At 66.4% G+C, this 21198-nt stretch carries 19 protein-coding genes; 6 read left to right on the top strand and 13 right to left on the bottom strand.

Going from position 1 to position 21198, the window contains the following annotated elements; all coding sequences use genetic code 11:
• Positions 1-30: 30 nt before the first annotated feature.
• Complete coding sequence (gene mscL / locus BMI01S_RS07720; RefSeq protein WP_028213074.1) at positions 31-477, top strand: large conductance mechanosensitive channel protein MscL; 447 nt, start codon at positions 31-33, stop codon at positions 475-477.
• 63 nt (positions 478-540) lie between these two features.
• On the opposite strand, the gene BMI01S_RS07715 is transcribed toward mscL, so the two are convergent.
• From BMI01S_RS07715 to BMI01S_RS07705, 3 genes are all read right to left on the bottom strand, one after another.
• Complete coding sequence (locus BMI01S_RS07715; protein ID WP_042288824.1) at positions 541-2538, bottom strand: response regulator; 1998 nt, start codon at positions 2536-2538, stop codon at positions 541-543.
• A 108-nt stretch (positions 2539-2646) separates the two neighbouring features.
• Positions 2647-3147: a response regulator gene (locus tag BMI01S_RS07710; RefSeq protein ID WP_028213073.1), complete on the bottom strand. Its 501-nt coding sequence runs from the start codon at positions 3145-3147 to the stop codon at positions 2647-2649.
• Between the two features lie 80 nt (positions 3148-3227).
• Positions 3228-4904, bottom strand: a complete 1677-nt coding sequence (locus tag BMI01S_RS07705) for a sensor histidine kinase (protein WP_028213072.1) — start codon at positions 4902-4904, stop codon at positions 3228-3230.
• Between BMI01S_RS07705 and BMI01S_RS07700 the strand changes: the two genes are divergently transcribed.
• Both BMI01S_RS07700 and BMI01S_RS07695 read left to right on the top strand, forming a co-directional pair.
• Positions 4903-5274 carry a hypothetical protein gene (locus tag BMI01S_RS07700; RefSeq protein ID WP_028213071.1) on the top strand — a complete coding sequence of 124 codons (372 nt, stop codon included), beginning with the start codon at positions 4903-4905 and terminating at the stop codon, positions 5272-5274. The two genes, BMI01S_RS07705 and BMI01S_RS07700, sit on opposite strands and share 2 nt — an antisense overlap.
• Positions 5275-5366: 92 nt before the next feature.
• On the top strand, positions 5367-5867 hold the full coding sequence (locus BMI01S_RS07695) for a hypothetical protein (RefSeq protein WP_028213070.1): 501 nt from the start codon (positions 5367-5369) through the stop codon (positions 5865-5867).
• Between the two features lie 161 nt (positions 5868-6028).
• On the opposite strand, the gene BMI01S_RS07690 is transcribed toward BMI01S_RS07695, so the two are convergent.
• A complete protein-coding gene (locus BMI01S_RS07690) occupies positions 6029-8524 on the bottom strand; it encodes an AsmA family protein (protein WP_042288821.1) in 2496 nt (831 codons plus the stop codon).
• Positions 8525-8653: 129 nt separating this feature from the next.
• Here BMI01S_RS07690 and BMI01S_RS07685 point away from each other — a divergent pair, with 129 nt between their 5' ends.
• Entirely contained in the window at positions 8654-9400 is a 747-nt protein-coding gene (locus BMI01S_RS07685; protein WP_042288818.1) for an ABC transporter ATP-binding protein, read from the top strand.
• On the top strand, positions 9397-10209 hold the full coding sequence (locus BMI01S_RS07680; RefSeq protein ID WP_028213068.1) for an ABC transporter permease: 813 nt from the start codon (positions 9397-9399) through the stop codon (positions 10207-10209). Before BMI01S_RS07685 ends, BMI01S_RS07680 begins: the two co-directional genes overlap by 4 nt.
• Positions 10210-10260: 51 nt before the next feature.
• On the opposite strand, the gene BMI01S_RS07675 is transcribed toward BMI01S_RS07680, so the two are convergent.
• A complete protein-coding gene (locus BMI01S_RS07675) occupies positions 10261-10830 on the bottom strand; it encodes a DUF6013 family protein (protein WP_238327951.1) in 570 nt (189 codons plus the stop codon).
• A 346-nt stretch (positions 10831-11176) separates the two neighbouring features.
• A complete protein-coding gene (gene ligD / locus BMI01S_RS07670; protein ID WP_051381446.1) occupies positions 11177-12124 on the bottom strand; it encodes a non-homologous end-joining DNA ligase in 948 nt (315 codons plus the stop codon).
• A 450-nt stretch (positions 12125-12574) separates the two neighbouring features.
• Here ligD and serB point away from each other — a divergent pair, with 450 nt between their 5' ends.
• On the top strand, positions 12575-13414 hold the full coding sequence (serB, locus tag BMI01S_RS07665) for a phosphoserine phosphatase SerB (RefSeq protein WP_028213064.1): 840 nt from the start codon (positions 12575-12577) through the stop codon (positions 13412-13414).
• Positions 13415-13494: 80 nt separating this feature from the next.
• Here the strand turns inward: serB and BMI01S_RS07660 are convergent, their stop codons facing one another.
• From BMI01S_RS07660 to BMI01S_RS07630, 7 genes are all read right to left on the bottom strand, one after another.
• The gene (locus BMI01S_RS07660; protein ID WP_028213063.1) at positions 13495-14700 is read right to left on the bottom strand and encodes a cystathionine beta-lyase; all 1206 of its coding nucleotides are present in this window, start codon (positions 14698-14700) and stop codon (positions 13495-13497) included.
• A 101-nt stretch (positions 14701-14801) separates the two neighbouring features.
• On the bottom strand, positions 14802-15422 hold the full coding sequence (locus BMI01S_RS07655; RefSeq protein WP_036019722.1) for a hypothetical protein: 621 nt from the start codon (positions 15420-15422) through the stop codon (positions 14802-14804).
• A 45-nt stretch (positions 15423-15467) separates the two neighbouring features.
• Positions 15468-16655: a beta-ketothiolase BktB gene (gene bktB, locus BMI01S_RS07650; RefSeq protein ID WP_407669038.1), complete on the bottom strand. Its 1188-nt coding sequence runs from the start codon at positions 16653-16655 to the stop codon at positions 15468-15470.
• A 73-nt stretch (positions 16656-16728) separates the two neighbouring features.
• Complete coding sequence (locus tag BMI01S_RS07645) at positions 16729-17664, bottom strand: sugar kinase (protein WP_154671300.1); 936 nt, start codon at positions 17662-17664, stop codon at positions 16729-16731.
• Between the two features lie 5 nt (positions 17665-17669).
• Positions 17670-19007: a 30S ribosomal protein S12 methylthiotransferase RimO gene (gene rimO, locus BMI01S_RS07640; protein ID WP_042288814.1), complete on the bottom strand. Its 1338-nt coding sequence runs from the start codon at positions 19005-19007 to the stop codon at positions 17670-17672.
• A 520-nt stretch (positions 19008-19527) separates the two neighbouring features.
• Complete coding sequence (gene phaR, locus BMI01S_RS07635) at positions 19528-20133, bottom strand: polyhydroxyalkanoate synthesis repressor PhaR (RefSeq protein WP_028213058.1); 606 nt, start codon at positions 20131-20133, stop codon at positions 19528-19530.
• Positions 20134-20284: 151 nt separating this feature from the next.
• On the bottom strand, positions 20285-21025 hold the full coding sequence (locus BMI01S_RS07630; protein WP_028213057.1) for a 3-ketoacyl-ACP reductase: 741 nt from the start codon (positions 21023-21025) through the stop codon (positions 20285-20287).
• Positions 21026-21198: the final 173 nt, after the last annotated feature.

Raw genomic sequence — 21198 nt, 5'->3', positions numbered from 1 at the left:
CGTGCTGCGCCATTCAGGGAGAGCCCGCTCATGAGCATCGTCCAGGAGTTCAAGGAATTTGCCGTCAAAGGCAATGTGATGGATCTCGCCGTCGGTGTGATCATCGGTGGCGCGTTTTCGAGCATTGTCAACTCGATCGTGAAAGATCTCATCATGCCGGTGATCGGCGTGATCACGGGCGGCCTCGACTTTTCGAACATGTTCGTCCGGCTCGGCCACGTTCCGGCCAGCTACAAGGGCAACCCCGACTCGTACAAGGATCTGCAGACCGCGGGCGTCGCCGTCTTCGGCTATGGCTCGTTCATCACCGCGGTGATCAACTTCGTGATCCTCGCGTTCATCATCTTTTTGATGGTGAAATTCATCAACAAGCTGCGCCAGCCGCAAGCCGCCGCACCCGCCGAGCCGCCGCCCACGCCCGAAGATGTGCTGCTGCTGCGCGAGATCCGCGATTCGCTGCAGAACAGTCCGCGCTGAATCACGCGTCAGCCCGCAAAACCCGCGCCGCCGCGAGGCCGCGCGGTTTTTTTGTACCCATGCTCAGGATGCGGGCTCGGCAGGATCGGGCTCGGCCGCCGCGGCGCGCGCGAGCGCGGCCTCCTCGATCAGCCGCTCGAGCTGCTCGAAGTTGACGGGCTTCGTGAGATGCGCGGTGAAGCCCGCTTCGACGCTGCGGCGCACGTCGTCGTCGGTGCCGAATCCCGTGAGCGCGATGGCGGGCGCCGCCGACTGCGCCCGGAACGCGCGGATGAAATCGATGCCCGAGCCATCCGGCAGACCGATGTCGCTCACCACGAGATCGAAGGCCATGCTGGCCGTCAGCGCGAGCGCATGGGCAACGTTGGCCGCCACCACCACCTCGTGGCCCCCCGCGCGCATCAGTTGCGCCATCACCTCGGCCGTATCGGCGTGATCTTCGATCAGCAGGATCTTCAACATGCCCGCGCGATGCGGACTGTGCAACTGGGCCGTCGTCGCTGCCCCTTCGCCGGGCGCCGCTGTCGGCAGGACGATCGTGAACGTGGCGCCGCAATGCGCGCCGGGGCTTCTCGCGCTCACGCTTCCGCCGTGCGCCTCGGTCAGCGCCCGGGTCACGGCGAGTCCGAGACCTAGTCCGCCGAACTGGCGCGTGTGGTTGTGGCTGCCCTGCTCGAACGCATGGAAGAGCTTGCCGATCTCGTCGGGCGCAATGCCGATGCCCGTGTCCTCGACTTCGATTTCCACGCGCATGCGCTCGTCGCGCGTGCGCACGTAGATGTGACCGCCGTCGGGCGTGAACTTCGCGGCGTTGCGCACGAGGTTCCAGAGCATCTGCTGCAGGCGCGCGCGATCGCCTCGCACATAGTGATGTTTCGCGCGCAGGTCGACGTGGACGTCCTGCTGCTTGGTCTGGATCTCACTGCGAAACAGCTCGAGCACCGACTCGATGACCTCGTGCACATCGACCGTCTCCAGCGCAAGGCTCAGCTTGCCGTTGGCCACGCGAGTGAGATCGAGCAGGTCGTCGATGAGGCGTGCTTCCAGTTCGATATTGCGGCGGATCATCAGCACACCGGAACGCGCGGCTTCGGGCAGCTCGGGAATCTGTTCCAGTAGCCGCGTGCCGGCGAGCACCGGCGTGAGCGGTGTACGCAGCTCGTGCGAGAGCATCGCGAGAAAGCGGTCTTTTGCGCGGTTGGCCTCTTCCGCGGCCTGACGCGCGGCCTGCTCCGACGCGAGCAGCCGCTCGCGCTCCTCGGCCGCTTCACGCTGCGAATCGATGTCGGTGCAACTGCCGAACCATTTGTTCACGCCGCCGCGCGGATCGCGCATCGCAACGATTCGGACATCGAACCATCGGTAGACACCATCGTGCCGGCGGATGCGCAACTCATGGCGATAGTCGGTGGCCCCGCTGGCCACTGCGTTGAGCCAGCTCTGGCGGACCGCTTCCCGATCGCCGGGATGCACGGCGTCGAGCCACGCGAAGCCGCGCGAATCGCGCGCGTCGAGCCCCGTGTAGTCGAGCCACTGTTTCGAGAGAAAGTCGCAATTGCCGTCCGCGCCGCAGGTGAGCACGAGGTGCGGCAACGCTTCGGAGAGCGTGCGATAGTGCTCCTCGCGATCGCGCAGCAGCAGCGCTTCGTCGGAGGCGCGCTGTAGCGCCACCTGCGAGAGCACGCGCGCGACGGCTTCCGGCAGGTAGTCGAGATAGTCGCCCGATTTCGGCACCACGTCCGAGACGCCTGCGCGCAGCGCGGCGATCACGCGCGACTCATCGGTGAAACCGGTCACGAGGATGGCGGGCACGCGCACGTTGTCGGCACGCAGCCGGCGAAAGAAGTCGAGGCCCGTTTCCGCGCCGTCGAGCTGATAGTCGAGCACGAGCACGTCGGGCGTCTGCACCCCGAGCAGCGTGCGCGCCTCGCCGACACCGGTGCACGTGTCCACGCGCGCACCGGCGCGTAACAGCGATTTGCGGGCGAGGCGCAGGATGCCTTCGTCGTCGTCGACGACCAGCACGCGCGCGCCGTCCAGCATGGTGGCTCCCTCACTCATGTTCGAAGCGCCCGGTCGAGCACGGGGCACCATTGCCGCGCTCGCCGAAGCCTTTGCCGCAGTACCTGCGATTCGTTGCCAATGCCAAATGGTTCCATCCCAAATACGCTATTGAGTCCCTGCCGGCCGGGCCTGAACGAAGCGGTGGCCCGGCGGCAGCTCGACGACCTGGAGAAAGCAGCCGAGTCGCCGCACGGCCTCGATGAAGGCGTCATATTCGACCGGTTTCGTGATGTACACGTTGCAGCCAAGCTCATAGCAGCGCTCGATTTCGCGCGGGTCGTCGGTGGTCGTGAGCACGATGACCGGCACTGATGCCGTGGCGGGCTCCCCTTTCAGACGCCGCAGCACCTCGAAGCCGTCCACGCGCGGCATGCGCAGGTCGAGCAGCACGACGAAATTGCCGAGCGCGTCGCGCGGCGACCGGTTGGGCGACGCGGCGGGGCCGTCGCCCGGCGCGCCGAAAAAATAGTCGAGCGCCTCCTGACCGTCGCGAAAGCGCAGGAAGCCGTTCGAGACGCCCGAACGTCGCAGGTTGCGCTCGACCAGCGTGGCGTGCCCGTCGTCGTCTTCGATCAGCACGATGCCGATCTGTTCCCCGTCCGCCATTTCGACTCTCCCAACCGCTGCATTGTTTTCTTCGATTTCGATGCTCGTTGAAAGCTGCTAGCCGATTCTCCGCGCGCGAATTATGCGCTCCGCCAGGCGGTGCCCAACGGCTGGGCTGGCAGCGAGACGAAGAACGTGGAGCCCGCGCCCTCGGTAGTGTCGACCCAGATGCGCCCGCCATGGCGCTCCGCAATCCGCTTTGCGAGCGCGAGACCCGTACCCTGCCCGGACGATACGCCGCCGTGCAACCGCTGAAAGGCGCGGAAAAGCTTCGGCAGATACGCCTGCGCGATACCCACGCCATTGTCGCGCACATAATAGGTTCGCGTACGCGCGCGAGTGGCTTCGTCGATTTTTCTTCCCCGGTCTTTTTCCACGTAGGCTCCGGATTCCCTGCCAGGTTCGGCGACGGGTTCCGCGTCCGGCCCGGCCTCGCCAATCTCGACCCGGCCCGGCCGGGCGGGATCGAGATGACGCAACGCATTTTCGATGAGATTGGCGAAAATCTCTTCGAGCGCGGCCGGATCGCCCCAGGCCGGTGATAGTTCGCCTACGTCGATGCGCGCGGCCTGCGGGATTTTGCCGGCAAGCCCCCCCAGCACGCGCTCGACGAGACGGGCAATATCGACGCGCTGCCAGCGGTATTCGAGGCGCCCGGCACGCGAGATCCGCAGCAGCGCGTCGATGATGGCCGCCGCGCGCGTTACCGCCTGGCGCAGGAATTGCAACGACTCGTCGACATCGCCATCGAGCACTTCGGCCATCGCGCGGCGCTCCTGCTCGGGCAGTCGCGCCGCGTTGATCTGCGCGCGCAGGTCGTCGCAGGACACCTGCAGTTCCTTCGAGAAACCCTGCAGGTTCACGAGCGGCGAGCGCAGATCGTGCGACACGCTGTAGATGAACATCTCGTTGTCCTGACTCTCCTGGCGCAGATGCTCGTTCGCGCTCGCCAGCTCGGCCGCGCGCGCCTGCAGTTGCGCCTTCAGCGCGGCCTGCTCGCGCTCGGCCACGCGCAACCGCGCGCTCGTCTGGTGCAGCACGGCGTCGAGCGCGGCGATTTCGTCGTTGCCGGACAGCGCCGGCAGGAGCGGCGCGCCCTCGCCGAGGCGCTCGGCATTCGCGCCAAGCGCGGCAAGGCGCGCGCCCACATTGCGGGCAAACGCCGCGGCCGTGAATGCCCAGATCAGCATCGAACCCACCACCGCAAGAATGAGCGCATCCTGCTGACGCGCGCGCGTTTCGCGCAGCATCCCGGTGCGGACCTCGTCGAGCCGGGTTTCCTCCACGATGAAGTCGCCGAGCACCTCGCGCACCGTCTCGATCTGAGGCGGCAGGCCGTTTCCCGCCAGGCGCGCGAACCGTTCACTGTGGCCCATCCGCAATGCATCGGCGATCTCGCCCGCTTCCTTGCGCCACGCGTAGGCAGCCTCGCGCATGCGCGCTACGCGCCCGCGTTGCAGGGGATTGTCGGCGACCATGCGCGCGAGCAGCGTGATGCGATCGGAGAATTCGGTCCAGACGGCATGGCGATCGATGAAGGACGGATCTTCGAGCACGATGCCGGTGCGCACACGTGCGGCCTCGCGCAGCAGGGGGTCGGCGAGGCTATTGGCTTGCCAGAGGATTTGCTGGGTGTTCTCGGCACGTTTCGCCGCGAGTGCGGCGTTGCCCTGGGTGTGGAACACGACGCCGAGCAGCGCCAGTTCGACGACGCTCGGAATCGCGATCAGCAAGAGCCCCTTGGCAAAGAGTTTCATGTCCGTCCGGTTCAGTGTCGTCTCTGGGCGGCGCGCCGGCGAGTTGCAGCGCTTCGTGTCATCTCCCGCGCCGGCCGCCGGCTCGGCGCGCGGCTGCGCGCAACAGAACCGCAACATTATCGGCGTGAATTTTCAGGATGACAACGTATGTGACATCCCACACCTCGCCTCGTGGAAAACCCGCTTTTTTGCGGCAATTCGCCACACTGCGCGCACGCACAGGTCTATTATTGAGACGGAGACAAGCGAGAGAGCGCCGGGATATCTACATGAGCGCGACGTGCGATCCAGCATGGCGTTTGCGAACGCAATGAGGATTCTGGACAGGGGCGGCAACGCGGAGCGCTTCACGCGGTCCGATCGCGGTTAAAGCGGACCGTCCCCATCTGTATCCTCGTGAACCCTGCAAATCCGTGTGCTATAAAGGATCGACGTGCGGCGCACCAGTCCGGGAGTGGTCGCATGGGAACGCTGCGAGTTTTGCAATCCACCTTTTTCAGGCGAATTTTTATGTCCTTCCCGAAAAAGCGCAAACGCGTCAAGGCAGATGGCGACGAGTCGTTTCTCGCCGTGCTGAGTCATTTCAAACCGTTCGGCCAACTCGATACCAAGATCGCGCGTGCGCGCGCGCAGGACGAGCCCGTGCTCTACGCGCATGTCCTGCCGGGGCTCGACGTGCTCCTGTGCAGCGTGCGCGGTGCGCAGCCCCCGTATCCCGGCACGAGCGAACTGCGCAAGCGCTGCATCGAATCGATTGCACACGCACTGGAGCAGCCGATCGAGGGCCTCGAGAACGGCGGTTACTGGTATGAGGCAGACGGCTTCGGCTTTCTCGTCTTCGCGAGCCGCGCGCGCGGACGCGTTCTGCCCGAGTTCGGCGCAGCGCGTTCGACCATGAGCACGCGGCGGGTCACGCGCCGCCAGGATGCCGCCGGCGACACGGCGCCGCGGTCCTTGCGTTAGTTGCCTGTAGTTGCCTGTAGCTGGCTGTAATTGCCTATAGTCGCCTGGTTAGTCGCCTGGTTTGCCGTCGCGCGCCAGGCCGCGCTTTCCCGGGCAAACCACTGCACCGCTGCAACGGGTCGATTCCCCGGCGCAGCGGTTTTTCGCATCCTCTTCCCGTATCAGCTTCCCTTATAGAGCGGTTCTTGCCCCTGCTGGTTATTCGATGACGGCGCGTCCCGCCTCGTCGTGCCCGTTTTCGGGCCCTTGTCGGTGGCGGCTGCGCCGCTAGCGCCCGCTGCACCGGCAACGGGCTTCGGCGGCGCGAGCTTCTTCTGGCCCGGCGGCGGCGCCACCGGGTGCTGGCTCATCTGCGCGAACAGCGCGTCGCACGGCAGCGGCTTGTTGTTGCTCGGCGCGATCAGCGGAATCAGCGCGGCGAACGGGTTGATGAGCCCGAGGCCGACCATGGCGCCCCCGCGCAGCGCGAGCGCGGCCGCATCCACGCCCACGCGCGGGTTCTTGAAAGTCCCCTTCACGTAGAGCGGCGAGCGCAACGTGAAGACGCGAAAGCCCTTGGTATGCGGGTGCACCTTCATGTCCACCGACTCGTCGCGCAGGTCGACCGGGCCGTCGAGGTCGATCACGGCGTCGGTAGTGTCGAGCGCGAACACGTGCGGATCCAGCACGCCGTTGGTGGCGACGAAGTCGGCGGCCGCACAGTTGATCTTCACGTCGCGCGTGCCGAACAGCTTCTCGTAGACCACGTTCGCCACGTTCAGGCCCGCCGCCTCCATGAGCAGGCGGCTGATCGTGCCCTGCGTGACGAGCAGTTTCACCTCGCCGTTCGACGTCGCGGCGATCGCGGCGGGCGAGTTGCCGGTCGCGGAGAGCGACGCATCGCCGTTGATTTCCCCGAGCGCCGACTCCATCGACTTGAAGTTCGGGAACAGTTCCTTGAGCTTCAGATGGCGCGCCTCGAGCGTGCCCCGCGCCTTGAGCGGCTTGCTGCCGCCGTCGAGCGAGGCGCGCGTGCCGAGCGTGCCGCCCGCCACGCCGAACCGCAGCGGATCGAGCACGAGCACGCCATCGGTCAACGTGACGTGCGCGTAGAGATCCCGGACAGGCAGGCTGCCCTGCTTGACGATGCGCCGCCCCGTGAACTTGACGTCGGCATCGATGGCGGTCCAGCGATCGGTGCGGAACGGCTCGACCGGAATCACGCGGTCGGCCGGCTGCGCGACCCGGGCGCCGCGCTTCGCCTTGCTCGCCTTGCTGTCCGCGCCAATCAACGGCGCGAGGTCCGAGAACTGCAGCAGATTCGAAACCACTTCGCCCGTGAGCAGCGGCCGTGACGGGCGCTGCCGATAGACCACGGTGCCGTTCAGATCGCTGCCGCCCACGCGGCCTGTGAAGTTCTCGTAATGGAATACGCTCGCGCCGCGCTGGAAATTCCCGACAAAGCGGCCTTCCGTGGCATAGGGCGGCGTTTCGGGCAGAGTCACGCCAGTGAGGTCGTACAGATGCGCCATGCTTTGGCCCTGCAGCCACAGGCGCAGATCCACGGCGGCCAGATGCATGGGGTCGGTGAGCGTGCCGACGAGCGCGATATGCATGTCGCCCGCGCGCACGTCGGCCTGGATCGGGAACGGGCGCTTCGCGTCCTGCAGCGCGAGCACGCCACCGAGCTTGCCATCGCCCGAGAGCGGCGTCGTGTTGTACGTTCCCTTGATCGACCAGCCGATCGCGTAAAACGGCTGTTTGACGGGAAGCTGCCCAGAGGTGGCGCCGCTGGCACCGCTCGCGTTGCTGGCTGCACTGGGCTCACTGGCTTCGCTCGCCTTGCTGGCTGCACTGGCCTCACTGGCTGCACTCGCCTCGCTGGCTGCGCTCGCCTTGCTGGCCTTGCTGGCTGCGCTCGCCTCGCTGGCTGCGCTCGCCTCGCTGGCGGCAGCCGCCTCGGAAGCGTGCTCTTTGCGCAACTGGTGCGTGAGCCGGTTTGCGCCAGCGCGCCCGACCACCTGGGCGGAACCCCGGCGCGACGCCGCTGCCTGTTCCTCGATCACCTTGCCGATCGGGATGCCATGGCCGAGCAGGCTCACCGCGATTTTGACGTCGGTTTTCGTCTGCTGGTCGCTCACGGTGACATTGCCTGACGAAAACGTGATGTCATGTAGCTCGAGACGCCAGCTCGAAGGCCCGTTCGATGCCGGTAGTTTGAAGGTCCAGTTATTGCGCCCGTCTGCAAGGCGCTCGACGTCGATGGCCGGATTCACCAGATTGATCACCGGGATCACGATGTGGTGCGCGAGCAGTGGCAGCACGGCCACCTCGAAGTCGATCTCGTCGAGCGTGGCGAAATGCGGGGACCGGGTCCAGTCCGGATTGGCGATCTCGACCTGCGTCGCGGAAAAGCGCGGCCACGGCACCCAGGCGCGCCAGCCCGTCTGGCCGGGCGGCCTATGCCAGCCCACCTTGATGTCGCCTTCGATTGCGAACGGCCGCCCAATGGCCTCGCTCACCTTCTCATTCACGTAGGGCTTCGCGTGGTTCCAGTCGAACATCACGATGAAGACGGCCACCAAGGCGACCAGCACGACGACAACCGCGACGAGCCATGCGATGATCCTGGCGAGCGTGCGGCCGTGGCTGAAGGCTTGGGGCTGCGGTGACGTCATGCGGGCTCCACGTTATGCGTTGTTGTTTTTCCTGCCATATTGCAATCCCGCAGGAGCAGTCAGCGTGCCCGGTTGCCGGCGCCTGACTGCCTTTCGTGGCGGGCATGCGATCTTCCCCGCAATCTTTCGATGCTCAAGCACAGTCAACTTTCCCCACCCGGCGCCAGAGGCGCGGCGCTCGTCGAAGCACACCGCATTGCCCGGCGCGACGCGCAACGCGGCCAGTGGCTGCTGCATGCCACCGATTTCGCGCTGCGCGCAGGCGAGCGTGCCGTGCTGACCGGGCCGTCGGGCTCGGGCAAGAGCGTCTTCCTGCGAGCGCTGGCGCTGCTCGACCCGATCGACGGCGGTGAGGTGCGCTGGCATGGCGAGCCTGTCACGCGCGCACGCATTGTCCACTATCGGCGCCATATCGCGTATCTGCGGCAGCGGCCCGCACTGCTCGATGGCAGCGTCGAGGACAACCTGCGCTACCCGTACACGCTCGCGGCCTACCGCAACGAGCGATTCGACGCCGCGCGCGCCAGCGCGCTCTTCGACGCCGCCGGCCGCGCCAGCTATTTCCTCGCGCGCAACACCGCCGAGCTATCAGGCGGCGAAGCGCAAATCGTCGCCCTCGTGCGCGTCCTGCAGCTCGATCCCGAGGCGCTCCTGCTCGACGAACCGACCGCCTCGCTCGACCCCGAGTCCGCACGCGCCGTCGAGGCCCTCGTCACCGGCTGGTTCGAACAGGCGCGCACCGCGCGGGCCACTGTCTGGGTATCGCACGATCCGGGGCAGGCGTCGCGCGTGGGCGCCCGGCATCTGACGATGCGCGCCGGCGTGCTCGAAGAGCCCGCCGCCCGCGCGCCATTCATCGAGGGCGCTGCACAATGAGCCCCGGCGTACTGCAAAACCTCGGCATCCGCGACGTCGCCATTGCGGCGCTGCTCGTGTTCGTCAACGGGGCGGTCTCCGTGCTGCTCAAGCTCGATCTGGAGCGCAAGCTGGCGTGGGCGGCTGTGCGCACCGTCGTTCAACTGCTCGCGATCGGCTATGTGCTCGGCTGGGTGTTCGCGTTCAACCGCTGGTACGTCGTGCTACCGCTCATGGCGCTGATGACGTTGATCGCCGGCTTCGCGGGCGCGCAGCGCGGCGCGCGCACGTACGGGGGACAGCGCGCGGACAGCATCGTTTCGATCTGGGTGAGCGCGTGGCTCGTGGCGGCGGTCGGGCTGTTCGTGGTGATCCGGATCCGGCCGTGGTACGAGCCGCAATACGCGATTCCGATCCTCGGCATGATTCTCGGCAACACGTTGACGGGCGTGTCGCTCGGCGTGGAGCGCATGATGCAGGAGCTGACAGCGCGGCGCGATCGCGTCGAAAGCGCGCTGGCGCTGGGGGCGACACGCTGGGAAGCCGCTCAGGCGAGCGCCCGGGAGGCGGTGCGCGCCGGCATGATCCCGACGCTCAACCAGATGGCCGTGGTCGGCGTGGTGAGCCTCCCCGGCATGATGACGGGCCAGGTGCTGGCGGGGCAATCGCCGCTTCAGGCGGTGCGCTACCAGATCGTGATCATGTTCCTGATCGCGGCTTCGTCGGCGCTTGGCACGGTGGGCGCGGTGCTGCTCGCGTACCGGCGGCTGTTCTCGCCGGAGCATCGCTTCCTCGTTGCGCGACTGGTCGAGCGCAAGTCACGCGGATGAGCAATTGCGGCGGCGCTGCGTGCCACCGGTTGCACATACGGCATGGGGTTCCTAGCGCTGCGCCGAGATCGTGATCTGCGTGCCGTCGCTGAGCGTGAGCGTCTTCGCCGTGCCGTTGGTCGGCATCGTGAGATGGGCGACCTCGCTATGCGCCACGACGGCGGGGCACGTCAGCTGCGCGCCGTTGCTCGACACCGACTGCGTGCCGTGCGGCGCCTGGGCCCGGAAGCTCACCTGCACGGTGGCGATACCGTTGCTCGCCACGATCGGGGCGAGCCGCAGCTGGGTTTGCCGCACCATTGCGCCGTTCGCATCGAGCGGCAGCGTGGCGTAGTCCGGACAGCCTTGCGGGGTCGCGACCGCACCGCCCGGCGGCGTGGTCCGCCAGGTGAAATCGTCCGTGTCGCCGGAGCGTAGCGTGCGCGTCTCCTGGGCGTTACCGAACTGTTTGGACGCGACCCGCACGGTGTAGCGGATCGGTCCGTCGGTTGCGGCTTTCGAGGTGACCGTGATCGGCGTCGCCGCAAGCGCAGGCAGCGCGATCACACCGGAAACGGCAAGGACGAACTGCAAGAGCACCGCGCGGTGGCGGTGAGTATGGCGGGAGCTGCGGCAAGGCATGCGTCACCTCCTGGCGGGAACGGCCGGGCCCGCGAGCGAATCGCGGCGTACGCAACGACCGCGGCAAGCCGCGATGGCCGGTACGGCGCTCCGCTCTCGTGCGGCGGATGATCTGTTACCTAGTCTAGCGCGCCGCGCGATGCCTTGCGCCGAGCGCATGCATCGAACGGACCAGGTTTTATCCCGCTTGTCTTCGGCAGCGATTTGCTCGCCGCCCAATGGCGCAAGCGCACGCGCCGGGCTTCGACTGTCCTGCTCCCGTTGCGTGGCCGCGTTCTGCGAGGGATACCTGCCACGCAGTTCCGTGGCGCCTCCGCGCGAAGCGCGCCATGGCGCGCATCCCCCGCTACTTCCCGCCCGTTTCGAGACCGAGCGTCATCTCAGCGGTCACCCGTTGTCGCACGTGGCCGTAGCCCGCCCAGGGATCGGCGTGCTCGATATCGGCAAAGCGCGCATTCATCGTCGCGAGCGTCCATTGCGCGCCGCCCGTCGTCCGTTCGAGTTCGTCCCAGCCGATCGGCACGGACACGCCCAACCCTGGCCGGGCACGTACGCCGTATGCGAGCGCCGTGCTCGCGCCGCGCGCATTGCGCAGGTAGTCCACGAAGATCTTCTTCCTGCGGTGCTCCGGGCCCATCGTGGCCGTGAGCTGCGTGGGCCACACTGCGGCCAGATGCTGCGCGGCCGCGCGCGCGAACGCCTTGACGTCGTCCCAGCCCGCCTCGGGCGTGAGCGGCACGACGATGTGCAGGCCCTTGCCGCCGCTCGTCTTGCAGAACGATTCGAGCCCGAGTTCCGCGAGCAACGCGCGCGTGCGCAATGCCGCCTCGATCATGCGGTCCCAGCCGAGCGCGGAATCGGGGTCAAGGTCGAACACTACGCGGTCGGGCCGCTCGATGTCGGTGATGCGGGCGTTCCAGGTGTGCAGCTCGATGACGTCCATCTGGGCGGCGCTCACCAGCGCTCTCGCCGTATCGATCGTGACCAGCGGCGGATGGCCCGGGTCGAGCCCTTCGTGTTCGGTGACTTCGGGCAGCGGCGCACGGCCTTTGTGGCGCTGGAAAAACATCTCGCCGGCAAGTCCCCGAGGCGCGCGCACCAGCGACACGGGGCGCTCGTGCAGATGCGGCAGGATCCAGCGAGCGGCGCGCTCGTAGTAGCGCACGAGTTCGAGCTTGTGGGTGCCGCTGTCCGCATCGACGATGCGCCTTGCACTCGTGATGCGTATGCCGTCGATCTCGCATTCGGCTGAGTCGTCGCGTCGGCGCCGCGCGGCGCGAGGCGAGCGGTGCATGGACGCGGCAGTCGTTGCCGGCGCGGCGGCGTCCGATTTCGGGGCCCGCTCGCCGCGCGGCGTTCGGGCGGATGTCTTCGTTAGGGCTTTCGGAGCGTCCTGCATACCGGTTCCCCTGGCGCACCTGGCGCATGACGCATCGCGCGACGCGAGTCGCGACACGTTCGGTTGACAGCGCGTGGCGGCCGGCCCCGTCGATCGCCGCACGAGCTTTCATTGTGCATCGAATGGGCGCTTTCGTCGCTGCAAGGTTTGAGCGGGCGCCCCCCAGAGAAACAGGGAAATATCACGTGAGTCTGGACACGCTGTGCATCGGGCATGGGGCCCGCGGCAGGCCGCGGGAAGTTACAATGTTTAGCTTTGCCGCCCGCGCCGTAGCCCCTTCGCGTGCGACAACCCTTTTTATCCATTGCCCCGACGTCGCCGCGCAGGGGCCTTGCCAGCCCAGCCATGAACCTCGTCATCCAGAGTCCCGCCCCGCTCGATACCGTCCATCACAAGCCGCTCCTCGGCCTCGCCCGTGGCAGCAGCCTCACGCCGATCGACGCCCACGCGGTTCAGATCGAGAACGCCGAGCCGGCCCAGCGCGCCGACCTCGAGGTCTACTGCGGCACGCACCAGCTCGACTACGCGTTTGTCGAAGCCGGCCGCGCGCTCGCCGATTTCGGCCTCGTGGCGATGGATATGGACTCGACGCTCATCACGATCGAATGCATCGACGAAATCGCGGACTTCTGCGGCCTGAAGGCCGAAGTCGCGGCGATTACCGAAGCGTCGATGCGCGGCGAGATCAAGGACTTCAACGAAAGCCTCACGCGCCGCGTAGCCCTCCTCGAGGGGCTCGACGCAGGCGCGCTGGAGCGCGTGTATGAAGAGCGCCTGCAGCTCTCGCCGGGCGCGGAACAGATGCTCGCGGGCGCGAAAGCCGAGGGTCTGAAGACGCTGCTCGTCTCGGGCGGCTTCACGTTCTTCACCGAGCGCCTCAAGGCGAGGCTCGGGCTCGACTACACGCGCGCGAACACGCTCGAAATCGTCGACGGCAAGCTCACGGGCCGGGTCATTGGCGAGATCGTCAATGCCGACGTGAAGGCGCGCACCCTCGCCGAAACCTGCGCGCAGATCGGCATCGAGCCGCGCCGCGCGATCGCGATCGGCGACGGATCCAACGACCTGAAGATGATGGGCTCGGCGGGCTTGTCGGTCGCATTCCGGGCTAAGCCGGTGGTGCGCGAGGCGGCGAGCGTCGCGTTCAATTTCGTCGGGCTCGACGGACTGCTGCGTCTTTTCTGATTCTGTCTTCGGTGCGGCCACAAACACAACGGCCGCTCGTGTCGCTGTAGACGTGAGCGGCCGTTGCTGCCTCGAGCGGCTTATTCAGGGGTACTTGCTTTTTCCGCGAGCTTCGCGAGCGCCTGCTCGATATCCGCGCGCAAATCCGCTTCCTCTTCGAGACCGATGTAGAAGCGCACCAAAGTGCCGCGATGCGGCCAGCTCGCAGCCGTGCGCATCGAACCGACATCGTATGGCATGGCGAGACTATGCGCCCCGCCCCAGCTCCAGCCCAGCGCAAAGAGTTCGAGCGACTCGCAGAACGTATCGATTTGCGTGGCGCTGTAGCGTTCGTCGAACACCACGGAAAAGAGACCGCCCGCGCCCGTGAAATCGCGTTTGTAGAATGCGTGACCCGGGCAGTCTTCGAACGCGGGATGCAGCATTGCCGCGATTTCCGGACGCGTCTTGAGCCAGCCAGCAAGCGCAAGCGCCGTGCGGTCGTGGGCCTCGAAACGCGCCTTCATGCTCGGCAGCGCGCGCAGCACGAGCGAGCAGTCGTCGACCGATACGCCAATGCCAAGCCGCATGCGCGCGGCCTTGAGCTTCAGGTACAGATCGCGGTCGGTGGTGATGGTCGCGCCCATCAGCACGTCGCTGCCACCCGACTGATACTTGGTGAGCGCCTGCACCGAAATGTCGATGCCATGCTCGAACGGCTTGAACGCGAGACCCGCCGACCACGTATTGTCGATGGCCGTGATGACGTTGCGCGCGCGCGCCGCCGCCGTGATCGCGCGCACGTCGGGCACTTCCATCGTGACCGAGCCGGGCGCTTCGAGCCAGATCAGCCTCGTGTTCGGCTGGATCAGATCGGCGATACCCGCGCCGATCATCGGATCGTAGTAGCGCGCCGTGAGGCCGAAGTCGCGGGCGAGCCAGTCGCCGTGATCGCGATTGGGCGAATAGACGTTATCGGGAATCAATACATCGTCGCCGGACTTGAGCAGTCCGAAGTAGACGTTCGAGATCGCCGAGAGACCCGACGGCTGCAACAGCGCATGCTCGCCGCCTTCGATCTCGGCGATGCGCTTCTGGAGCATCGCCGAGGTAGGCGTGGCGTGCAGGCCGTAGCGCCATTGCGCATCGTTGCGCCAGTCGAGCGCGCGCACCGAAGCGAGGTCGGGGAACACCACGGTCGACGCCCGCGTGACGGGCGCGGCAAACGATTCGAAACCGGGCGTGAGATCGTCTTGCGGGTGGACGATGCGCGTCTGCAACGCGCGGCTGGAGTCGGATTTTTTCATGTCGGAGAGGAGACGGTTGAGGCGCGGCGACCTTGCGGCGCGCAGGCTGGCAGCTCGCGCGCGCAACGTCGCATACCGAAGATTAACACCCGCGGTGGCGCTTATTGCCCGGTGACGAGATTGCCCACGCCGTTCACGGCATGCGCGCCGGTCGATGCGGATGCCGGTGCTGTCGTGGCCGCGCGGGTTGCGCCGGTTACGCGAGTCGAAACGGCCGGAGCCGCTGCGCCCGGCGCAAGCGGTTTCAGGTCGAACGGCACGGGGTCCGAATCGTCGGGATCCATGCGCTCGCCCGAGAGCGACCCGTCCTCGGCGAACGTGCCGACCCAGTTGCCAGCGATATGCGTGCCGTCGTTCGAGTCCTCGGCTTCCAGTGTGGCGCCGTCGCGGTCGCCGGCGATCAGGCTAACCTCTCCCGTATCCGTGTACTGGTACTCGCCGTGCACCCCGGTCGGGTCGTCATCGCCAGCCCTGGCGCCGATTCGCATGACGATCTGGCGCTTGCCCAGCGTGCCCACGTATTGCGGCAATTTTGCGAACTCGGGGCTCGGCCTGAGCGTCGATTTCACCTGCTGCGTCGCGCTTGCGTCCTGCGCGCGAGAAGCAAGCGGCACGGCCAGCGCCATGGCCACCGCCGCAGCGGCCACGATCCAGCCACACGCGTGCCGGCCAGCGCCGCACCGGACGGCCGCACGCAGCGGCCGCTGGGTCACAACTTTCATCTGAGTCCTTCCTTTACTTGCACGGCGAATCGGGCGAGCCGACCTTCAGATACGCTCGAAAATGGCCGCAATGCCCTGGCCGCCGCCGATGCACATCGTCACGAGCGCATAGCGTCCGCCAATGCGGTGCAGTTCATAAAGCGCCTTCACGGTGATGAGTGCGCCCGTCGCGCCAATGGGGTGGCCAAGCGAGATGCCCGATCCGTTCGGATTCACCTTGGCGGGATCGAGCCCGAGCTCCTGCGAAACCGCACAGGCCTGGGCCGCGAACGCTTCATTGGCCTCGATCACGTCGAGGTCGCCGACTTTCAGGCCGGCGCGCTCGAGCGCCTTCTGCGTAGCCGGCACCGGGCCGATGCCCATGTAGGCCGGATCGACGCCCGCATGCGCGTACGAAACGAGGCGTGCGAGCGGTTTCACGCCGCGCGCGCGAGCGGCGTCGGCGCTCATCAGCAGCACCGCGGCGGCGGCGTCGTTGATGCCCGAGGCATTGCCCGCCGTCACGGTGCCGTTTTCCTTCGCGAAAACGGGCTTGAGCTTGCTGAAATCTTCGAGCGTGGCGCCGTGGCGCACGTGCTCGTCCGCGTCGAAGATCACCTCGCCCTTCTTCGACTTGCTCGAAATCGGCAGGATCTGATCCTTGAACCGGCCTTCGGCGAGTGCGCGCTCGGCGCGGCGGTGCGATTCGAGCGCGAGCGCGTCCTGCGCCTCGCGCGTGATGCCGAACTTCTTCGCGACGTTCTCCGCCGTCACGCCCATGTGGATCGCCTGGAACGGGTCGTGCAGCGCGCCGATCATCATGTCGACGAGTTGCGCGTCGCCCATGCGCTGGCCAAACCGGGCGGCCGGCATCGAGTACGGCGCGCGGCTCATGTTTTCCGCGCCCCCGCCGATTGCGATGTCGGCGTCGCCGAGCAGAATCGTTTGCGCGGCCGAGACGATCGCCTGGAGGCCCGAGCCGCACAGCCGGTTCACGGTCAGCGCGGGCGCGTGCTGCGCGACGCCGCCGTTGATCGCAGCCACGCGCGCAAGGTACATGTCCTTGGGTTCGGTGTGCACGACGTTGCCGAACACCACGTGACCCACCGCCTCGCCTTCCACGTTCGCGCGCGAGAGCACTTCGCGCACCACGCGCGCGCCGAGATCAGTCGGCGAGAAGTCCTTCAGGCTGCCGCCGAAGTCGCCGATCGCCGTGCGCACACCGCTTGCCACCACTACTTCGCGTTCCATCATCTGTCTCCTCGTCTTCCTGTCCAGGTGAATTGATAGGTCTCGCGCGCTTCGCCCGATCGATGCGTGTGCCCGGCTAGCGCGATTGACTGGCCAGCAGTCGCTCGACGTCCTCGCGACGCGGGATCGGCGCCACGGCGCCATAGCCCAGGGTCGAAAGCGCCGCCGCCGCATTCGCATAGCACGCGGCGACGAAGGGATCGTCGCCGGCTGCCAGCCGCGCGACAAACGCGCCGCCAAAGCAGTCGCCCGCGCCTGTCGCGTCCACGGCGGCGACCGCGCAACCGGGCACGAGGCGCCGCTCTTCGGGCGTGGCGACGTAGGCGCCGTCCTTGCCGAGCTTGAGTGCGACCACGCGTGCGCCGCGCGCGAGCAGGAGGTCGACGATCGCGTCGCGGTCGTCGAGGCCCGTGAGCACCGCTACGTCGTCCCAGCTTGGCAGGCAGACGTCGGTCATGCGCAGCACCTCGTTCATCACCGCGCGCGCTCGCGCGAGCGGCCAGAGTTTCAGGCGCAGGTTGGTGTCGAAGCTCACGCGCACGCCGTTCGCGCGCGCATGCTCGATGGCGCAGAGCGCGGCGTCGCACGCGCTGTCACTGATCGCCACGCTGATGCCGGAAAGATGCAGCACGCGGGCAGCCGCAATGACGTCGAGCGGCAGATCTCCCGGCGCGTAGCGGCTGGCGGCCGAGCCCTTGCGCAAATACTCGAAGGCGTGGCCGTTCGGACCATGCGAGACGAAGTAGACGCCCGTGGGTGCGGCGGCGTCGACGCGCACCGTCGACGTGTCGACGCCCTCGCGCGTCCACAGATCGATGAGCAGGCGTCCGAAGTGATCGTCGCCGACAGCGGAGACGAAGCCTGTACGCGCCCCCTGGCGCGCCGCTGCAATGGCGAAGTTCGACGTGTCGCCGCCAAAGCCTTGCAGATACTCCGGGCGGTCTTTCGACGCCTGGTTGAACTCGATCATGGCCTCGCCGTAGGCGAGGACTTGCGCAGACGCGCCCGCCATGCCAGTCAGACCTCGCCCCAAAGGTCGTGGCCATCCGCGCCGGTGATCTTCACCGAAACGAAGTCGCCGACCTTGTAGCGCTTCGACGCTTTGGTTGCGGGCGCGACGTAGACCACGCCGTCGATTTCGGGTGCGTCTGCCGCGGTGCGGCCAATCCCGCCATCGGCGTTGACTTCGTCGATCAGCACCTTGAGTGTCTTGCCGACCTTGCGCTGAATGCGCTTCGCCGACACCTGCTCCGCCACTTCCATGAAGCGCGCGCGGCGCTCCTCGCGCACCTCGTCGGGCAGCGCGCCGTCGAGCTCGTTCGCCGTTGCGCCTTCGACCGGCGAATAGGCAAAGCAGCCCACGCGGTCGAGTTCCGCCTCGCGGATGAAGTCGAGCAGCGTTTCGAACTGCTCTTCGGTCTCGCCCGGGAAGCCCGCGATGAACGTGCTGCGGATCGTCAGATCGGGGCAAATCTCGCGCCACGCCTTCACGCGCTCCATGACCTTCTCCGCATTCGCGGGGCGCTTCATGCGCTTGAGCACTTCCGGATGCGCGTGCTGGAAAGGCACGTCGAGATACGGCAGCACGTGGCCTTTGAACGGGCCTTCAGCCATCATCGGAATGACTTCGTCGACGCTCGGATACGGATAGACGTAGTGCAGGCGCACCCAGGCGCCGTATTGCGCGGCCAACTCGCCCAGCGCGGCGACGAGATCCGTCATGCGGGTCTTGATCGGCTTGCCGTTCCAGAAACCGGTGCGGTACTTCACGTCGACGCCGTAGGCGCTCGTGTCCTGCGAGATCACGAGCAGTTCCTTCACGCCGGACTTGAAGAGGTTTTCCGCTTCGAGCATGACCTCGGCAACCGGACGCGACACGAGATCGCCGCGCATCGACGGAATGATGCAAAACGTGCAGCGGTGGTTGCAGCCTTCGGATATCTTCAGGTATGCGTAGTGGCGCGGCGTGAGCTTGATGCCCGCGGCGGGCACGAGATCGACGAAGGGATCGTGCGGTTTGGGCAGATGGCTATGGACCGCCTGCATCACTTCGCCGACGGCATGCGGGCCGGTCACGGCGAGCACCTTCGGGTGCACTTCCTCGATCAGGTTCGAGCCGCTCGCGCTCGCCTTCTTGCCGAGGCAGCCGGTCACGATCACCTTGCCGTTCTCGGAGAGCGCCTCGCCGATGGCGTCGAGACTTTCCTGCACGGCCTCGTCGATGAAGCCGCAGGTGTTGACGACCACGAGATCCGCACCGTCGTACGAACCGGAGATTTCATAACCCTCGGCGCGCAGCTGGGTGATGATCTGCTCGGAGTCGACAAGCGCCTTCGGGCAGCCAAGGGAAACCATCCCGACGCGCGGAGCAGAATTTCGGGAGGTCGTTGATTCAGCAGGGTTTTTCACGTGTACGTCCGGATAGGGCGCGCAGGGCGAAGGAAGCGCGGCGCGAGTTCAAGCCAATCCGCCATTTTACCCGTTTGGCGCATCATGCTGCGCACAATGGAAAGCCCGCGTCCGAAGCCGTCAGGGTCGGATGGGCTATCGGTCCGGATCTCCCCTTGCCGCCAGGGCAAAGCAAGCCCAGGCTGCGGCGCGGGCGTGCGCGAGCGAAGATTTCTCGAAAAGCGACTTCGCAGCAGCGCCAAGGCGTCTTTGCACGCACGCGGCAGGACTGGGACAGGCCAAGCGCCAGCCGGCCGGCGCCGCGCAAACGCTGCTGCAAGCGGCGGCCGCGCTCCCCGAGGCCTTACGCGACATTCCGCGACCGAAAAGGCCCGCTACGACGGCGCCAGGAGACGTGGCCTTCCGTCGACAGCAGGCACGCGCGATCCGGGATCGATGGCGCGGCGCGCTGCCAGCCGCGCGCTCCTTACTTCTTCTCTTCTTCGCCGCCCTCGGGCGCGCCCTGCGCCGGCGCCGTCGCGCCACCGGGTGTCACCGGCTTGAACGGAAAGCTGCTGAACATGTTCTTCGCCTGGTTCTGCATCTGCTCCTGCATCTGCACGAACATGTTCTTCGACTGTTCGATGTAGCTCGTCATCATGCCCTGCATCATGGGCGCCTGCATGTTCATGAACTGCGACCAGACCTCGGGATTCATCGCGTTGCCTTCGTAAAGGCTCTTCGACTGATCGGCGAGCTTGTTCTGGATGTCGATGAACGCCTGGATATTCTTTTCCAGGTAGGTGCCCATCATGCCCTGCATCGCATGACCGTAGAAGCGGATGATCTGCGAAAGCATCGACGACGAGAACATCGGCAGGCCGCCGCTCTCTTCCTCCAGGATGATCTGCAGCAGGATGCTGCGCGTCAGATCCTCGTTGCTCTTCGCGTCGATGACCTTGAATTCCTCCTGATCCAGCACGAGTTGCTTCACGTCCGTCAACGTGATGTATGTGCTCGTCTCCGTGTCGTACAGCCGACGATTCGGATATTTCTTGATGAGACGTTCGGCGGTCTTCTTTGTAGTCGTCATGTGTCGCCCTTGTTAGCGCCAACGCGCGGCGGCCGTTGCCGTCGCGCGCTGGTCTGCCCGTCAAGCGTGGCCTGTTTCGGTTAGCAAACCGGCCCGCTGCCGTCCTCGATCCCTGCGTTGCACGCCCCCTTGCAGACGCGCCGCGCCGGAATCAGCCCATGTGCAACCCGCCATTCAGCGAGAAGTCAGCACCGGTTGCAAAGCCTGACTCGTCGGATGCGAGCCACGCCACGATCGACGCGATTTCCTCGGGCGCACCGAGGCGGCGCACGGGAATCGTCGCGACGATCTTTTCCAGTACGTCGGGACGGATCGACTTCACCATGTCCGTGCCGATATAGCCCGGCGAGACGGTGTTGACCGTCACCCCCTTGGTCGCCACTTCCTGGGCCAGCGCCATCGTGAAGCCGTGAATACCCGCCTTGGCCGTGGAATAGTTGGTCTGCCCGAACTGGCCCTTCTGGCCGTTCACCGACGAGATATTGATGATGCGCCCCCAGCCGCGCTCGACCATGCCGTCGATCACCTGCTTCGTGACGTTGAAGAGGCTCGTGAGATTGGTGTCGATCACGGCCGTCCAGTCTTCGCGCGTCATCTTGCGGAACACCACGTCGCGCGTAATGCCCGCATTGTTGACCAGGACGTCGATTTCACCGACGTCGGCCTTCACCTTGTCGAACGCCTGACGCGTCGAATCCCAGTCGCCCACGTTGCCTTCCGAGGCCACGAAGTCGAAGCCGAGTGCCTTCTGGTCTTCCAGCCACTTCGTGCGGCGCGGCGAATTGGGGCCGCAGCCGGCGACAACCGTGAAACCCTGCTTGGCGAGGCGCTGGCAGATGCCCGTTCCAATGCCGCCCATCCCGCCCGTTACGTACGCAATACGCTCTGACATAAACCACACTCCGTTATCGTTTTCCGGCTACGCCATTCGGCGCCCCCGGCCTCGCTCCTTCCCGCTGCCTCTGTCCGCACCGCTCGTTACCGGTCACATCCGCCGGTTTCTTTGGCGTGCGCCGCAGCGCCGGGACGGACCGCAAGCGGCCGCCCCGGCAGTCACTTCAAGCA

This window comes from Paraburkholderia mimosarum LMG 23256 = NBRC 106338, assembly GCF_000739815.1.
Taxonomy (GTDB): Bacteria; Pseudomonadota; Gammaproteobacteria; order Burkholderiales; family Burkholderiaceae; genus Paraburkholderia; species Paraburkholderia mimosarum.
This window is presented reverse-complemented; position numbering and strand designations above follow the sequence as displayed.

Bases quoted from the DNA above. Each gene is read 5' to 3' on its own strand.
- BMI01S_RS07700 (WP_028213071.1), top strand. From the start codon at position 4,903: ATGTCCGTCCGGTTCAGTGTCGTCTCTGGGCGGCGCGCCGGCGAGTTG.
- BMI01S_RS07705 (WP_028213072.1), bottom strand. From the start codon at position 4,904: ATGAAACTCTTTGCCAAGGGGCTCTTGCTGATCGCGATTCCGAGCGTC.
- BMI01S_RS07655 (WP_036019722.1), bottom strand. From the start codon at position 15,422: ATGAAAGTTGTGACCCAGCGGCCGCTGCGTGCGGCCGTCCGGTGCGGC.
- BMI01S_RS07675 (WP_238327951.1), bottom strand. From the start codon at position 10,830: ATGCCTTGCCGCAGCTCCCGCCATACTCACCGCCACCGCGCGGTGCTC.
- rimO (WP_042288814.1), bottom strand. From the start codon at position 19,007: ATGGTTTCCCTTGGCTGCCCGAAGGCGCTTGTCGACTCCGAGCAGATC.
- BMI01S_RS07710 (WP_028213073.1), bottom strand. From the start codon at position 3,147: ATGGCGGACGGGGAACAGATCGGCATCGTGCTGATCGAAGACGACGAC.
- BMI01S_RS07715 (WP_042288824.1), bottom strand. From the start codon at position 2,538: ATGAGTGAGGGAGCCACCATGCTGGACGGCGCGCGCGTGCTGGTCGTC.
- phaR (WP_028213058.1), bottom strand. From the start codon at position 20,133: ATGACGACTACAAAGAAGACCGCCGAACGTCTCATCAAGAAATATCCG.
- BMI01S_RS07630 (WP_028213057.1), bottom strand. From the start codon at position 21,025: ATGTCAGAGCGTATTGCGTACGTAACGGGCGGGATGGGCGGCATTGGA.
- BMI01S_RS07685 (WP_042288818.1), top strand. From the start codon at position 8,654: ATGCTCAAGCACAGTCAACTTTCCCCACCCGGCGCCAGAGGCGCGGCG.
- BMI01S_RS07690 (WP_042288821.1), bottom strand. From the start codon at position 8,524: ATGACGTCACCGCAGCCCCAAGCCTTCAGCCACGGCCGCACGCTCGCC.
- bktB (WP_407669038.1), bottom strand. From the start codon at position 16,655: ATGATGGAACGCGAAGTAGTGGTGGCAAGCGGTGTGCGCACGGCGATC.
- BMI01S_RS07680 (WP_028213068.1), top strand. From the start codon at position 9,397: ATGAGCCCCGGCGTACTGCAAAACCTCGGCATCCGCGACGTCGCCATT.
- mscL (WP_028213074.1), top strand. From the start codon at position 31: ATGAGCATCGTCCAGGAGTTCAAGGAATTTGCCGTCAAAGGCAATGTG.
- ligD (WP_051381446.1), bottom strand. From the start codon at position 12,124: ATGCACCGCTCGCCTCGCGCCGCGCGGCGCCGACGCGACGACTCAGCC.
- BMI01S_RS07645 (WP_154671300.1), bottom strand. From the start codon at position 17,664: ATGGCGGGCGCGTCTGCGCAAGTCCTCGCCTACGGCGAGGCCATGATC.
- BMI01S_RS07695 (WP_028213070.1), top strand. From the start codon at position 5,367: ATGGGAACGCTGCGAGTTTTGCAATCCACCTTTTTCAGGCGAATTTTT.
- BMI01S_RS07660 (WP_028213063.1), bottom strand. From the start codon at position 14,700: ATGAAAAAATCCGACTCCAGCCGCGCGTTGCAGACGCGCATCGTCCAC.
- serB (WP_028213064.1), top strand. From the start codon at position 12,575: ATGAACCTCGTCATCCAGAGTCCCGCCCCGCTCGATACCGTCCATCAC.